10 protein-coding genes and 2 rRNA genes (1 of these 12 cut by a window edge) are annotated in these 15,325 nt (G+C 65.9%); 6 read left to right on the top strand and 6 right to left on the bottom strand.

Annotation, left to right across the window (positions count from 1 at the left end; translation table 11 throughout):
- Nucleotides 1-23 precede the first annotated feature (23 nt).
- The 3 genes from GQ464_RS10645 to GQ464_RS10635 all read left to right on the top strand — a co-directional run bounded on the left by GQ464_RS10645 (nt 24) and on the right by GQ464_RS10635 (nt 2,750).
- Nucleotides 24-1,655: an amidohydrolase family protein gene (locus GQ464_RS10645; protein WP_166979571.1), complete on the top strand. Its 1,632-nt coding sequence runs from the start codon at nt 24-26 to the stop codon at nt 1,653-1,655.
- Between the two features lie 86 nt (nt 1,656-1,741).
- The gene (locus GQ464_RS10640) at nt 1,742-2,203 is read left to right on the top strand and encodes a hypothetical protein (RefSeq protein ID WP_166979569.1); all 462 of its coding nucleotides are present in this window, start codon (nt 1,742-1,744) and stop codon (nt 2,201-2,203) included.
- 223 nt (nt 2,204-2,426) lie between these two features.
- Nucleotides 2,427-2,750 carry a hypothetical protein gene (locus tag GQ464_RS10635; protein WP_166979567.1) on the top strand — a complete coding sequence of 108 codons (324 nt, stop codon included), beginning with the start codon at nt 2,427-2,429 and terminating at the stop codon, nt 2,748-2,750.
- A gap of 336 nt (nt 2,751-3,086) precedes the next feature.
- Here GQ464_RS10635 and pdxH read toward each other — a convergent pair whose 3' ends face one another.
- The gene (gene pdxH, locus GQ464_RS10630) at nt 3,087-3,722 is read right to left on the bottom strand and encodes a pyridoxamine 5'-phosphate oxidase (RefSeq protein WP_166979565.1); all 636 of its coding nucleotides are present in this window, start codon (nt 3,720-3,722) and stop codon (nt 3,087-3,089) included.
- 212 nt (nt 3,723-3,934) lie between these two features.
- Between pdxH and GQ464_RS10625 the strand changes: the two genes are divergently transcribed.
- From GQ464_RS10625 to GQ464_RS10615, 3 genes are all read left to right on the top strand, one after another.
- Entirely contained in the window at nt 3,935-4,798 is an 864-nt protein-coding gene (locus tag GQ464_RS10625; protein WP_228350196.1) for a proline dehydrogenase family protein, read from the top strand.
- A 168-nt stretch (nt 4,799-4,966) separates the two neighbouring features.
- A complete protein-coding gene (locus GQ464_RS10620) occupies nt 4,967-5,656 on the top strand; it encodes a protein-L-isoaspartate(D-aspartate) O-methyltransferase (protein WP_166979563.1) in 690 nt (229 codons plus the stop codon).
- A 47-nt stretch (nt 5,657-5,703) separates the two neighbouring features.
- Nucleotides 5,704-8,151 carry a spermidine synthase family protein gene (locus GQ464_RS10615; protein ID WP_166979561.1) on the top strand — a complete coding sequence of 816 codons (2,448 nt, stop codon included), beginning with the start codon at nt 5,704-5,706 and terminating at the stop codon, nt 8,149-8,151.
- Here the strand turns inward: GQ464_RS10615 and trxB are convergent.
- The 5 genes from trxB to GQ464_RS10590 all read right to left on the bottom strand — a co-directional run.
- The gene (gene trxB, locus GQ464_RS10610; protein ID WP_166979559.1) at nt 8,140-9,177 is read right to left on the bottom strand and encodes a thioredoxin-disulfide reductase; all 1,038 of its coding nucleotides are present in this window, start codon (nt 9,175-9,177) and stop codon (nt 8,140-8,142) included. The genes GQ464_RS10615 and trxB overlap by 12 nt on opposite strands.
- A gap of 123 nt (nt 9,178-9,300) precedes the next feature.
- Nucleotides 9,301-9,654 carry a thioredoxin gene (gene trxA / locus GQ464_RS10605; protein WP_166979557.1) on the bottom strand — a complete coding sequence of 118 codons (354 nt, stop codon included), beginning with the start codon at nt 9,652-9,654 and terminating at the stop codon, nt 9,301-9,303.
- Between the two features lie 139 nt (nt 9,655-9,793).
- Nucleotides 9,794-12,079: a phosphoribosylformylglycinamidine synthase subunit PurL gene (gene purL, locus GQ464_RS10600; RefSeq protein ID WP_166979555.1), complete on the bottom strand. Its 2,286-nt coding sequence runs from the start codon at nt 12,077-12,079 to the stop codon at nt 9,794-9,796.
- 147 nt (nt 12,080-12,226) lie between these two features.
- A 5S ribosomal RNA gene (gene rrf / locus GQ464_RS10595) occupies nt 12,227-12,338 on the bottom strand.
- A gap of 102 nt (nt 12,339-12,440) precedes the next feature.
- A 23S ribosomal RNA gene (locus tag GQ464_RS10590) occupies nt 12,441-15,325 on the bottom strand (it continues 824 nt past the right edge of the window).

Here is a 15,325-nt window from a genome sequence, read left to right as displayed (position 1 = left end):
CTGTCTCCAACCTCTCCGGTGTCATGCCCCATCCGTTCCGTTTTCGCCCGTTTCTCGTCAGCCTGGTCGTCCTGTTCGCTGCCGCCCCCGCCTTCGCCCAGATAACGCCCGCCCCGCCCCGGGCCGAGGGCGAGGGTCCCTACACGCGCCTCGTCCTGCGCGGCGGCACCCTCATCGACGGCACCGGCGCTCCGCCCATCGGCCCCGTCGACATCGTCATCGAGCACGACCGGATCGTCGAGATCAAGAACGTGGGCTACCCCGGCGTGCCCATCCGCGACGAAGACCGCCCCGAAGGCGGCGAGCGCGAACTCGACGTGCACGGCATGTACATCCTCCCCGGCTTCGTGGACATGCACGGCCACATCGGCGGCAAGGCGCAGGGCACGCCGGCCGAGTACGTCTTCAAGCTGTGGATGGGCCACGGCATCACCACCGTGCGCGACCCCGGCAGCGGCAACGGCCTCGACTGGACGCTCGAACACCGGGAGAAGAGCGCCCGCAACGAGATCACCGCCCCCCGCATCGTGGCCTACGCCGCCTTCGGCTCCGGGTGGGACCGCCCCATCGTCACCCCCGAGGATGCCCGCGCATGGGTCCGGTTCGTGAAAGAGAAAGGGATGGACGGCATCAAGTTCTTCGGCGCCCCGCCGGAGATCATGCGGGCCGCCCTCGACGAGGCCCGCCGGCAGGGCCTGGGCACAGCCATGCACCACGCCCAGCTGGCCGTCACCCGCGTCAACGTCCTCCAGTCCGCCACCTGGGGCCTCGGCTCGATGGAGCACTGGTACGGGCTGCCCGAGGCCCTCTTCACCGACCGCACCGTCCAGCACTACCCGCTCGACTACAACTACCTCGACGAGCAGCACCGCTTCGGCCAGGCGGGCCGCCTCTGGAAGCAGGCTGCCCCGCCCTTCAGCCCGAAGTGGAACGCCGTGATGGATTCGCTCCTGGCCCTCGACTTCACCCTCGACCCGACGTTCAACATCTACGAGGCCAGCCGCGACCTCATGCGGGCCATGCGCGCCGAATGGCACGCCGACTACACCCTCCCCTCCCTCTGGGACTTCTACCGCCCCAGCCGACGCGCCCACGGCTCCTACTGGTTCTACTGGACCACCGAGGACGAGGTGGCCTGGCGCGAAAACTACCGCCTCTGGATGACCTTCGTCAACGAGTACAAGAACCGGGGCGGGCGCGTCACCACCGGCAGCGACTCGGGCTTCATCTACCAGCTCTACGGCTTCGGCTACATCCGCGAACTGGAGCTGCTCCGCGAGGCCGGCTTCCACCCGCTCGAGGTCATCTGGTCGGCCACGCTCAAGGGCGCCGAAGCCCTCGGCCTCGACCGCGAGATCGGCAGCGTGCAACTCGGCAAAAAGGCCGACCTGGTCGTCGTCGAGGAGAACCCTCTCGAGAACCTCAAGGTGCTCTACGGCACGGGGGCGATCAAGCTGAACGACGAGACGGGCGCGGTCGAGCGCGTGGGCGGGGTGAAGTGGACCATCAAGGACGGGATCGTCTACGACGCGAAGGCGCTCCTGGCGGACGTCCGCGCGATGGTGCGGCGGGCCAAGGAGGAACGCGGCCTCCCGCCCGGACCGATGCCCGTCGAGACCGCGCCGCCCGCAGCTCATCCCGGCCCGGGGCGCTGAAAACACCCTGGCGGAGGTTAGAAAACCGTGGACCATGTGTTTTAAAGAAAAACACGCCCTCGCACGAGCCGAACGCCCTCCGCACCATGCCGCGTCTTTGCCTCACGGGCCTGGTGCCGGTGCTGCTGGCGATGACGGCCATCCCGGCACCGGCCCAGCTCCAGACGGACACCCTCTTCACCTGGCAGGGATACGACGGAGCCGGCACCTGTCGCGTGCGCATCTACCGGATGCCACCGGCCGAAGCGCACCGCACCCACGTCGTGGTGATACAGGAACTGGCCGGGAACCGGGGTCCGACGACCGTGGCCGACGCCCGCCACCTGGCCGAGATGATCGGACGCTCCTTCGCCCTCGACCCGGCCGCGGCCTACTGGATCTTCCACTGGGGCGCCTTCTCCTTCGAGGGAGCCCGTCCCGCCTCGCGCAAGGAACTGTTCCTCCGCGCCACCTTTCGCCGCACCGGCTCCCACCACCTCACCAGCCCGACCTGGCGCGTGGTCTCCCGCGAAGAGGTGGAGGAATACACCGACCGGCACTTTCGATAAAAAAATCCGACCCGCCTGCTGAAAACCCCCGGACCGGCCGTCTAAGAATTCGATGCACATGTCTCCTGTTCAGCACATCGATGGGTGATGTGGGGGGCCCGGTCTTTTGGTGGGGGACCGGGCCCTTTCTTTTCCGGAGGGATCGGCCTGCAAGGCGGGGAAAACAAAACCACGAATCTACCATCGCACATTGAAGGGACGCGAGGCGCGTCCCCCGAACGTCATGTTACGTTACCTGGACGACCCGAACCTGCTCACCCGTTACCTGGAGATCAAGGCCGAGATCAAGCGCCTTCAGGAAGAACTGGAAACCCTCCAGCCCGAGATCCTGGCGGCCCTGTGGGAAGAACCGGAGCAGAAGGCCGAATACGGCGGGTATCTGCTCACCGTGGGCACGCGGCGCACCTATGCCTACAGCGAACGGGTACAGGCGCTGGAGGAGGAGTTGCGGGCCCTCAAGAAACGAGAGGAGCAGGACGGCACGGCAACGCTGGTTCGCCACACGAGTTTCGTGGTCGTTCGGACTGCGCCGGCGAGAAACGGCTGAACGGGGACGTTCGTCCGCGTAACGCGGCCCTGCGCGTCCCATTTCCCCCGGCTCCGGAGGAGCGCCGGAAGCCGCCGGTACACCCCCCGCATAAAAGCGGCGGGGGGCGCCCGGCGATCGTGTGTGCGCGATCGATCGCCAGGTCCCCCCAACCACTCATCGTAAGACGCATCCCCCCTACGAACCGTGGCAGGTCTTTGTTACGCCCCGGCCACCACGCGGTGAAAATTTCTCTGTCCGGTTCGGGTTTCCGGAATAAAAACGGCGTTTTCGGGCTTTCTGGGCGGGGTGCACAAAATCGGGCATGCCTGGAAAAAGGCCCGTCACTCCGCGTCGTCAGGGCGCCAGGCGTTCGAGCGTCCAGGTCCCGCCGGGGGTGCGGCGGTAGTGGAGGCGGTCGTGCAGGCGGTTGGGCCGGCCCTGCCAGAACTCGAAGGTCTCCGGGACGAGCAGGTAGCCGCCCCAGTAGGGAGGCCGGGGCACCTTGCCGTCCGGAAAGCGGGCCGCGACCTCCTTCAGGCGTTCCTCCAGCACCCGGCGGTCCGGGAGGGGACGGCTCTGGGGAGAGGCCCAGGCTCCCAGGCGGCTGCCGAGCGGCCGGCTTTGAAAGTAGGCGTCCGATTCGGGCTCGGGAAGGCGGCGAGTTCGCCCTTCGATGCGTACCTGCCGTTCCAGCGGGGCCCACCAGAAGACCATGGCCGCCCAGGGATTGGCCTCGAGTTCACGGGCTTTCCGGCTCTCGTAGTTGGTGAAGAACCGAAAGCCCTCGGCGTCGAACCCTTTCAGGAGCACGATACGGGCCGAGGGCCGGCCTTCCGGCGAGGCGGTCGCCAGCGTCAGGGCGTTGGCTTCGGGCACCGTCGCCACGGCCACCTCGAACCAGCGGGCAAACTGTTCGACGGGATCGGCGGCAACGTCGGTCTCGGAAAGCCCGGCACCGCCATATTCCTTTCTCAGATCCGCTACGTCCATCGTATCAACCCTGGTTTGCCTGTTGAATGCGGCAACGCGGCGGCTGATTCACCGGCTTTCGCGAAGGCGATGTGAATCGTCTTCCCGGGCCCGGGGTCGCCGGTGGTCGCGTTTTTGCACCTCACGGGAATGCAGTATATTCGGAAGCGCTTCGGGCGCCCGGGCCGAGGTGCCTTCGTGCCCCCGTTCGTACCAACCAGCCATTCATACGCATGCGGCTTCCGTTCATCCTGGCCCGTCGTTTCGTCGCCGCCGAAACGCTCGAAGGCACCCTGCCCATCGTCCACGAACTCAACCGGAAGGGGCTGCTCGTCACACTCGATCTGCTTGGAGAATATATCGACGAGAAGGCACTGGCCAACGAAGCCTGCGACCTCTACATCGACCTGCTGCGAACGCTCTCCCGGGAACGCGCCGAGCACGGGCTCCGGGCCACCATCTCGATCAAGCTCTCCATGATCGGGCAGAAGATCGACTACGACTTCGGGCTTGGCAACCTGAAGCGCTTGCTGGCCGTGGCCCGGCAGACCGACATCTTCGTCCGGCTCGACATGGAAGGCAGCGACGTGACCGAATCCACCCTCTCGATGTTCGAGGAAGTCTACCCGGACTACCCGGACCACGTGGGTATCGTGCTGCAGGCCTACCTGAAACGCACGGCGCAGGACGTCGAGCGCATGTGCGCCCTGAAGGCCCGGGTGCGCCTGTGCAAGGGAGCCTACAAGGAACCGGCGAGCATTGCCTACCAGAACATGGACGACATCCGGGCACGGTTCATCGAATACATGCAGCATCTCCTCCTGCACGGCCGCTATCCGGCCATCGCCACCCACGACGACCGGCTCATCGACGCCACGAAACGATTCGTCGCCGAAAAAAGCATCGATCGCGACGCGTTCGAGTTTCAGATGCTCTACGGCATCCGGCCCGAGACCCAGGTACAGATCGTGCAGGAGGGCTATCGGATGCGGATCTACGTCCCCTACGGGCGGATGTGGCTGCCCTACTTCACCCGTCGCCTGCGTGAGCGAAAGGAAAACATCTGGTTTGTGCTCACAAATCTGTTTCGGAAGTGAGATCCGGGCCCGGCACGCGCCAAACCAACCGCCTGTGCGGCAGGCCGTGCCCCCGGTACCCCCTGCGGCCCCCTTCTCCACAGGAAAGCGGCCGGACCGCCCGAGGATCAGAACGACGGGGCATCGGTTTTATAGGCGTCGGCCTTCCCGCCCCCTGTCCCGCCTCCGATGTTGCCGTTCCTCCTCGGTCTTCTCCTGTGCAGCGACGTGCCCGTCGACACGACCGACTACGCGGCTCGCCGGGCGCGCATGGTGCGTGAGCAGATCGAGGCGCGGGGGGTCACGCACCCCGGTGTCTTACGGGCCATGCGGAAGGTGCCCCGTCACCTGTTCGTACCGGAAGACCAGCGTCCCTACGCGTATCACGACTTTCCCCTGCCGATCGGCTACGGGCAGACGATCTCCCAGCCGTTCATCGTCGCCTACATGACGGCGCTCGTGGCCCCGGAGCCGTCCCATCGCGTCCTTGAGATCGGCACCGGCTCCGGCTATCAGGCGGCCGTGCTGGCCGAGCTCGTCGACACGGTGTACACGATCGAGATCGTGCCGGAGCTGGCCGAAAGCGCCGCCCGTCGCCTGGCCGACCTCGGCTACACCCGGGTCCGCGTCCGGCAGGGCGACGGCTACGAGGGCTGGGCAGCCCATGCCCCGTTCGATGCCATCGTGGTCACGGCGGCCGCGGAGCATATTCCCCCGCCGCTGATCGACCAGCTCAAGCGGGGCGGCCGGATGGTCATCCCGGTCGGCTCGCCGTTCCGCACGCAGACGCTCATGCTTGTCGAGAAAGACCGGCGGGGGCGCGTGACCACGCAGAGCCTCGTACCCGTTCGTTTCGTCCCCTTCCGCCGGGGTGGGTGAGGGACGTGTCACACGTCCAGAGGGTGTAGTCCGCCTGCATACCACCGATGCCTGCCGCACCGACCCGTCGCGCCCTGTGCCGCCCTGCCGCCTCCACGCGCGGTCACATAGCGGTTGCGCTGCTGTCGGTCGCCCTGATTGCCTTCCAGCTGGTGCTGATGCAGGTGCTGTCGCTGGTGCAGTGGTACCATTTTGCCTACATGGTGATTTCGGTGGCCCTGCTGGGCTTTGGCGCCGCCGGCACCCTGATTGCCCTGGCCCGGGTGTGGATGCTCCGCCGGTTCGAGGCGCTGGTGCCGGTGCTGATGCTGGCCTGCGGGGCCACGATGGCCACGGTGACGGGTCTCTCCCAGCAGCCCTTCGCCCGCTTCGATGCCTACCTGCTCTTTGTCGATGCCGCTCACGCCGGGTCGCTGGCCGTCACCTACCTGCTTTTCTTCATTCCCTTCTTTCTGGGCGCACTTGCGATCGGTCTCGTCTTCGTGTGGTATGCCGCGCAGGTGGGCACCTATTACTTCGCCAACCTGCTGGGCTCCGGGCTGGGGGGGCTCGTGGCCGTGGTGCTGCTGCATGTGGCCGCCCCACCGGCCCTGCCGGCCCTGGTTGCCCTTTTCCCCGTCGCGGCCGCCCTGGTCGTCCGGCCCCGGCGGCACCGGAGGGCGTTCCGGCTGGCCGCCCTGGCCGGCGGGGCGCTGTCGCTGTGCTTTCTCCTCCGGCCGCCCCGCCTCGTCCTTTCCGAATACAAGGACCTGAGCCGCACCCTGGCCTTGCCGGAGGCGCGCATCGTGCTCGCACGAAGCAGCCCGCACGGCTTCCTCCAGGTAGTCGCCTCGCCGGCCCTGCGACATGCTCCCGGCCTGAGCCTGTCCTACACCGGAACCGTCCCGCCCCAGGAGGCGGTCTTCAACAACGGCAACTGGTTCGGTGCCGTGACCGCCTGGTCGCGCACGGACACCACGCACCTGCTCGACTTCACCACGTCGGCCCTGCCGTATGCGCTCGGGCCGCGCGAGTGGGTGCTCGTGCTGGAGGCACGCACGGGAGAACGCGTGGCCCAGGCACTGACCAACGGCGCCGGGCACGTGACGGCGGTCGAGCCCAACCGGGCTGCGGTCGACCTGATGCGGCACGAGCTGGCCGCCCGCACCGACTCGCTGTTTCACCACCCGGCGCTGGCCGTGCGCGTCGCCGAGCCACGCGCCTTCCTGGCCGCCGACACCGCGACCTACGACCTGATCGTCCTGCCTACCACGGGGGCCTTCGGCGGAACGGTCGGTTTCTCGGCGTTGCAGGAGCAGTACACCCTGACGAAAGAGGCCCTGCGCACCATGTGGCACCGGCTACGACCGCACGGTGCCCTGGCCCTTTCGACCTGGCTGGACTATCCGTACCGTCACCCGCTTCGCCTCCTGGCCACGCTCGTCGAGGTGCTCCAGGCCGAAGGCGCCAGCCCGCCCGAACGGCACCTGGCCGCTGTCCGGGGCTGGGGCACCATCACCTTCGTCCTGACGCGCTCGCCCCTGCCCCCGGATGCCCCGGAGCGCGTCCGCCGGTTCGCCGACCGCCTCGGCTTCGATCCCGTGCTGCCGGCAACCCTGAGACCCCCGGAGCACGCCCAGTACAATCGCCTGCAGGACGACCGTTTCTTCGCTTACGTGGACACCCTGCTCGCTCCTGCACGCGACGGGCACGTGCCGAGGGAACACTTCTACGCGACCTATGCCTTCCGCGTGCGCCCGGCAACCGACAACCGCCCGTACTTCGACCAGTTCGTCCGATGGCGTAGCCTGCCACACCTGGCCGCCCAGTTCGGCGAGCGGACGGTGCCCTTTCTGGAGTTGGGCCTGCTGGTGGTGGGCCTGACCCTGCTCCAGCTCGTCGCCGCCGCCATGCTCCTGATCCTGTTGCCGCTGTGGCGCCTTGGCTGGCGCGAGCCCGGCAAACCGGGCACCCTGCTCTATTTCGGCGGCCTCGGGCTCGGCTACCTGTTCGTCGAGATGGTACTCATCCAGCAATTCACGCTCTACCTGGGCACCCCGCTCTACGCTGCCGCCGCCGTGATCAGCGTGATCCTGATCTGCTCCGGCGCCGGCAGCTATGTCTCCGAGCGCTTCACGCCCCGCCCTCCGCTGCTCCGCAGGGTAGCCGGGTTGATTGCCCTGCTGCTCTTCCTCTACGTCGTTGTGCTCCCGCCGCTGCTCGGGGCGACCATCGCCCTGGCACCGGGCCTCAAGGCGCTCGTGACGCTGTTGCTGCTGGCCCCGCCGGCCTTTGTGATGGGTTTCCCCTTTCCGCTCGGCCTGCGACGGCTGGCCCGGCACCGGGCCGGGCACGTCCCCTGGGCGTGGGGCATCAACGGCTGCCTCTCGGTCGTCAGCACGGCGCTGGCCACCCTGCTCGCCGTGGAAGCAGGCTTCGCGGCCGTCATGGTGGCCGCGGCGGCGGCCTACCTGCTCGCCGCGTTCAGCGTCCCCGGCGGGGTTTCAGGAAGTTGAAGCGGTGGCGGCCGGCGCCCCTGCGGCGGCGTGGGCCTCGGCGGCCAGGAAACGTTCCGCATCGATGGCCGCCATGCAGCCGGTCCCGGCCGCCGTCACGGCCTGGCGGTAGACGTGGTCCTGCGCGTCACCGCTGGCGAAGACACCGGGAATGTTCGTGTACGACGTACCCGGCTTCGTGCGGATGTAGCCGAGGTCATCCATGTCGAGCCAGCCCCGAAAGATTTCCGTGTTCGGCTTGTGCCCGATGGCGATGAAGAGCCCCTTGACGGGCAGCGTGGACGTCTCGCCCGTCTGCGTGTTCATCAGGGCCAGCCCTTCGACCTCGTTCTCACCGAGCACGTCCGTCACCACGGTGTTCCAGACGAACACGATCTTCTCGTTTTTGAACGCCCGCTCCTGCATGATCTTCGAGGCCCGGAGCTCGTCGCGCCGGTGGATGACGTGGACGCGGGTGGCGAAGCGGGTAAGGAAGAGGGCCTCCTCCATGGCCGTATCCCCCCCGCCGACGACGGCCACCTCCTCGCCCCGGAAGAACGCGCCGTCGCAGGTGGCGCAGGCCGAGACGCCGCGCCCGAGGAGGCGCTTCTCGTTGGGCAGCCCCAGGTATTTGGCCGAAGCGCCGGTGGCAATGATGACGGTGTCGGCCAGCAGGGGGGTCGTTTCGTCCGCGATCAGCCGGAAGGGACGGCGCGAGAAATCGACGGCGGTGATCAGCCCCCAGCGCAGTTCGGCGCCGAACCGGGCGGCCTGCTGCTCGAAGCGCTGCATCAGTTCCGGCCCCAGGATACCATCGGGAAAGCCCGGATAGTTCTCGACGTCGGTTGTGGTCGTGAGCTGGCCGCCCGGTTCGGGTCCCTGGTAGACGAGCGGCTCCAGGTTGGCCCGCGCAGCGTAGAGCGCGGCCGTCAGCCCTGCCGGCCCCGTCCCGATGATGACGACGTGCCGGTGCTCGGCGTTCGAGAAGTCGATCCCGTCGAAGGGGGTAAGGTCTGGCGTCTCCTGCGAGCGGGAGGATCGTGTCATGGTCCGTTCCAGATTGGAGGTGGATGGCGTCATGGCATCGCCGAAAAAAGGCCCGGAGAAGAGGACAAGCCTTTCCTCCGGGCAAAAGAACGGACGGCAGGCGGCCGCGCCGCCGCGTGCCGTTCAGGCCGTTGTCTGTGCCGTGAGGGCTTCGAGCTTGGCCGCCAGCGCCTTCTTCATCGAAGGGGAGCCCCCGATCATCTGATCGACCACTTTGCCGTCTTTGAAGAACAGCAGGGTCGGGATGGAGCGGATGCCATAGGCCATCGGCGTCTGCGGGTTATGGTCCACATCCATCTTGGCCACCTTGGCACGGCCCTCGAACTCCTCGGCCAGCTGCTCGATCACCGGCGCGATGACCCGGCAGGGCCCGCACCAGGTCGCCCAGAAGTCGACGAGCACGGGCACGTCGGCGTTCAACACTTCATCCTGGAAGGTGCTGTCGGTCACCGTCACGTATTTGGCGTTCTGTGCCATAGTTTTCTTCGGTCTTGGTGGAAGCATATCGCTTGTTTGTTTAAACGAGCGGCCCCCCGTTACACGAGGGCCGGCAGCCGGGGTTTCCCCGCGGGATCGTCGCCGGTCAGAGCAAGCAACATACCAGATGAGGGCAGGGTCAGCCGGCCACCGGTGCGTTCAGGCGGGCCGGCAGGGCGTTTTCGTAGGGGTCGGCCATCTGGGCCCGCGTCAGGTCGAGGACCGTCGTGCCGTCGAGCGCCAGCGTCAGGCGCCCGGTGGCGGTCACCTCGCCCAGGCGGGTGGCCCGCACGGGGCGGCCTTCGAGCAGCGCCGCCACGTCGGCCAGGCGGTCCGGCGCCACGGTGAAGACGATGCGCGACTGGGCCTCGCCGAAGAGGACGGCGTCGCGGCGCAGGCCGGGGGCGGAGACGTCCACCCGCAGGCCGAGGCCGTCCGAGAAGAGCACGCTCTCGGCCAGGCAGACGGCCAGCCCGCCGTCCGAGACGTCGTGCGCGCTGCGGACGAGGCCGGCGCGGATGAGCGCCAGCATCGCCTCCTGTACGGCTTTTTCCTCCTGCAGATCCAGATGCGGGGCGTCGCCGGCGGTGCGGCCGTGGATGCAGGCCAGGTACTCCGACCCGCCCAGGTCGTCGCGGTGCGTCCAGGCGGCCGGGGTAAGCAGGAAGGCGACGTCGCCCGCGGCCTTCAGGGCGGCCGTCGTAGTGTGCGCCGCCACGTCTTCCACCAGGCCGAGCATCCCGATGGTGGGCGTCGGAAAGACGGCGCCGTTCGGGTTCTCGTTGTAGAACGACACGTTGCCGCCCGTGACGGGCGTATCGAAGACCCGGCAGGCGTCGCCCATCCCGCCGACGGCCTCCTTGAAGACCCAGTAGACTTCCGGCTTGTACGGGTTGCCGAAGTTGAGGCAGTTCGTGATGGCGAGCGGCTTGCCGCCGGCGCAGACGACGTTGCGGGCCGCTTCGGCCACGGCGATCTGCCCGCCGCGCCGGGGGTTCAGGTAGACGTAGCGCCCGTTGCAGTCGGTCTTGACGGCCAGCCCCTTCCGGGTGCCCTTGAGGCGGATGACGGCGGCGTCGGTCGGGCCCGGCCCGGCGACGGTGTTGGTGCGCACCATGTGGTCGTACTGCTCGAACACCCACCGCTTCGAGGCGATGTTGGGCGCGCCGAGCAGGCGCAGGAGCACGTCGCCGGCCGCGCCGGGGGCCACGTCCGGCACCGTGGCGACGTCGAAGGCGGCGGTCTCGTCGAGGTAGGCGGGGCGGCGCGTCTCGCGGTAGTAGACCGGGGCGCCGCCGCCGAGGACCAGGTGTTCGGCGGGCACGTCGGCCACCAGCTCACCGTGCCAGTAGACCTTCACGCGCCCGTCGCCGGTGACCTCGCCGATCTGCACGGCGTGGAGGTCCCACTTCGCGAAGATGGCCTCCAGTTCGGCCTCCCTGCCCTTCTGGCAGACGATGAGCATCCGCTCCTGGCTCTCGGAGAGCATCACCTCGTAGGGCGTCATGCCTTCCTCGCGCATGGGCACGCGGTCGACGTGGAGCACCATGCCACAGCCGCCCTTGGCGCTCATCTCGCACGAGGAGCACGTCAGCCCGGCGGCGCCCATGTCCTGGATACCCACGACCACGCCGGCCCGGATGACTTCGAGCGTGGCCTCGAGGAGCAGCTTTTCGGTGAAGGGGTCGCCCACCTGCACGCTGGGGCGTTTGGCCTCGCTCGCCTCGGAGATCTCCTCCGAGGCGAAGGTGGCACCGTGGATGCCGTCGCGCCCGGTGGCCGAGCCGACGATGTAGACCGGGTTGCCGACGCCCGTGGCGATGGCGGAGGCCGTCTGTCCCACCTTCACGACGCCCACACTCATGGCGTTGACGAGCGGGTTGCCCTCGTAGGCGGGGTCGAAGTAGACCTCGCCGGCCACGGTGGGTACGCCGAAGGCATTGCCGTAGTCGCCGATGCCGCGCACGACGCCGTCGACGAGGTAGCGCACGCGGGGGCTTTCGAGCGGGCCGAAGCGGAGCGAGTTGAGGGAGGCGATGGGCCGGGCGCCCATGGTGAAAATGTCGCGCTGGATGCCGCCGACGCCCGTGGCCGCGCCCTGGTAGGGCTCGACGGCCGAGGGGTGGTTGTGGCTTTCGATCTTGAAGGCCACCGCCAGCCCATCGCCGATGTCGACGAGGCCGGCGTTCTCCTCGCCCGCGCCCACGAGCAGGGCGCCCCCCTCGCGCGGGAGCGTCTTCAGCACCGCGATGGAGTTCTTGTACGAGCAATGCTCGCTCCACATCACGGAATAGATGCCGAGTTCGACGAATGTGGGCGTGCGCCCCAGTTTTTCGAGGATCCAGCCGTATTCTTCCTCGGTGAGGCCATGTTCGAGGGCCAGTTCGAGGGTGACTTCGGGATCGCGGAGGAGGGTGGTGGCCATGCGTGCAGGAGCAGCAAAGGGTCGGACGTTGGAAGGCTTAAAATACGAAAGGGGGCGATCGTTCCGGGGTGGGAGGTGGCGAAGCCTTGGTCAAAAAGCGAGAAGCCCTGCCGTCAGACGACGACAGGGCTTCTCGAAGGAAAGAGACCTCGGCAACGACCTACTCTCCCACCATGAAGGCAGTACCATCGGCGCTGCGGGGCTTAACTTCTCTGTTCGGAATGGGAAGAGGTGGTTCCCCCGCGCTATAGTCACCGAGATCAAAGAGGGTGACATGAGGAATGTTCCGGAGCGCAATGCGCCGAGCGGGTATCACGTGGGTGACGAGCACCTGTGCGAAAGGTGACGCGGGTAAAACAAAAGGCTCAAGTCGCACGGGTAATTAGTACGGCTCGGCTGAACACATTACTGTGCGTACACCTGCCGCCTATCTACGTCCTCATCTAGAACGACCCGTAGGGGAGACCTCATCTTGCGGTGGGTTTCGTGCTTAGATGCTTTCAGCGCTTATCCCATCCGAACATAGCTACCCTGCGGTGCAGCTGGCGCCACAACAGGTACACTAGAGGTTCGTCCACTTCGGTCCTCTCGTACTGGAAGCAGATCCGCTCAAGTCTCCTACGCCCGCAGCAGATAGGGACCGAACTGTCTCACGACGTTCTGAACCCAGCTCACGTGCCGCTTTAATGGGCGAACAGCCCAACCCTTGGGACCTTCTCCAGCCCCAGGATGCGACGAGCCGACATCGAGGTGCCAAACCTCCCCGTCGATGTGAACTCTTGGGGGAGATCAGCCTGTTATCCCCGGCGTACCTTTTATCCTTTGAGCGACGGCCCTTCCATGCGGAACCGCCGGATCACTAAGCCCGACTTTCGTCCCTGCTCGACCTGTCTGTCTCGCAGTCAAGCGCCCTTATGCCTTTACACTCTGCGCACGATTACCGACCGTGCTGAGGGCACCTTTGGGAGCCTCCGTTACGTTTTAGGAGGCGACCGCCCCAGTCAAACTACCCACCTGACACTGTCCCTCGACCGGATCACGGCCGCAGGTTAGGCTTCAACCAGAGCAAGGGCGGTATTTCAAGGGCGACTCCACGGCGCCTGGCGACGCCGCTTCACAGTCTCCCGCCTATCCTACACATGCTCTGGACGAAGTCAATGCCAAGCTGTAGTAAAGGTGCACGGGGTCTTTCCGTCCCGCTGCGGGTAGCCGGCGTCTTCACCGGCACCACAATTTCACCGAGCTCACGGTTGAGACAGTGCCCAAGTCGTTACACCATTCGTGCAGGTCGGAACTTACCCGACAAGGAATTTCGCTCACGCGAACCCTGTTGTTTCCAACAGGCGTGGACCATCTCTTTATCCAGTGGCCAGACGAGCCTGGATGGCTTCCAGGCGCGGGCGCTGGGCCGTGTTCATCGTGGCCGCGATGGCGACGATGTCGACCAGCCCTTCCCGCGTCAGATGCTGCTTCTCCTGCATCAACCGGACGATGCGCCGGAATTTCCTGAAGTCCACGTTCTTTCGGGTTTTCAGGGGGTGGTGCAGGAAAAATTCGCAGAGTTGCTCCAGGTGGGCGAGTTTGCGCACCCGGTAGGCATAGCGTTCTGCATGGTTTTTCCGCACCACGCCGAAGCCGAAGAACTTCTTCAGGGCATAGAGCACCGGCATGTCGCGTTGATGCTGAACCACGGTGAACTCAGGGAGAACCTGGTAACCCGTGGTCATTTCCGGGTGTTCGGTGAAGCCGACGTGGAAGCATCCTTCTCCGTCGACGAAGCCGACCACCCAGTCGGGTGTAAGCTGCATGGTATGACTCGTTTAGGCCCGCGCGGTACCCACAGGTACCGCGTTCTGTGACTGGATACCCTGCGTATGGCCTCTGAGGATCCCCACGCGGGGTGGGTTTCCTGCGGATTGCCCAATCTGCTTCATTTTTACGCCGGGCCCGAGGCCCGGGGACGTAGAAGCAGCTCTAAGGGTGTTCCCGCATACAGCAGGGCTTGCCCTGCAGGTTACCCTGCAGGCAGGCAGCCTTGCTACCTTAGGACCGTTATAGTTACGGCCGCCGTTTACCGGGGCTTCAGTCGCGAGCTTCGCCCCGAAGGGCTAACACGCTTCCTTAACCTTCCGGCACCGGGCAGGTGTCACTCCCTATACGTCATCTTGCGATTTAGCAGAGAGCTGTGTTTTTGTTAAACAGTCGCTTGGGCCGTTTCACTGCGGCCCACCCTCGCTTTTATGGACCGCCGAAGCGGTCCGGTGAGGGTAGGCGCCCCTTCTCCCGAAGTTACGGGGCCATTTTGCCGAGTTCCTTAACCGTGAATCACTCGAGCGCCTTAGGATGCTCTCCTTGCCTACCTGTGTCGGTTTGCGGTACGGGCACCCTCGACAACGTACGACGCTTTTCTCGGCAGCGGGCTTGGGGCCTCTATGGGTTCCCCTGACGGTTCCCCCTACTGTCGCATTTCAGCCTGTGTGGGAAGCGGATTTGCCTACTTCCCGGCCTACGTGCTTCAACGCACATCCGTCTGTGCGCGGGCCTTACGCTTCTGCGTCACGCCTTACGTTAACGTCTTCGGGTGGTACGGGAATGTTGACCCGTTTTCCATCGCCTACGCCTTTCGGCCTCGGCTTAGGTCCCGACTAACCCTGATCCGATTAGCGTTGATCAGGAACCCTTAGGCTTACGGCGGACGGGTTTCTCGCCCGTCTTATCGTTACTCATACCTACATTTTCTTTTCCAGAAGCTCCACCACCGCTCGCGCGATGGCTTCGGCGCCGCTGGAATGCTCCCCTACCACTCAATCGACGAATCGATTGAATCCGAAGCTTCGGTGCCAGACTTGATGCCCGCAAATTTTCGATGCCGGACCGCTCGACCAGTGAGCTATTACGCACTCTTTAAATGAATGGCTGCTTCTAAGCCAACATCCTGGTTGTCTAAGCAGTCCGACCCCCTTTGCTCAACTTAGCCTGGACTTGGGGACCTTAGCTGTCGGTCTGGGTTGTTTCCCTCTCGGACACGGATCTTATCACCCGCGCCCTCACTGCCACGGACCGTACTGCCGGCATTCGGAGTTTGTCAGGGTTTGGTACCCGGTGAAGGGCCCTAGCCCTATCAGTGCTCTACCTCCAGCAGACTACCGTGACGCTGTACCTAAATACATTTCGGGGAGTACGAGCTATCTCCGGGTTTGATTGGCCTTTCACCCCTACCCTCAGGTCATCCGAGCCTTTTTCAAC

This window comes from Rhodocaloribacter litoris, assembly GCF_011682235.2.
Classification (GTDB): Bacteria; Bacteroidota; Rhodothermia; order Rhodothermales; family ISCAR-4553; genus Rhodocaloribacter; species Rhodocaloribacter litoris.
Note: the sequence above shows the minus strand (reverse complement) of the source record. Positions and strands in the feature narration are given on the sequence as shown.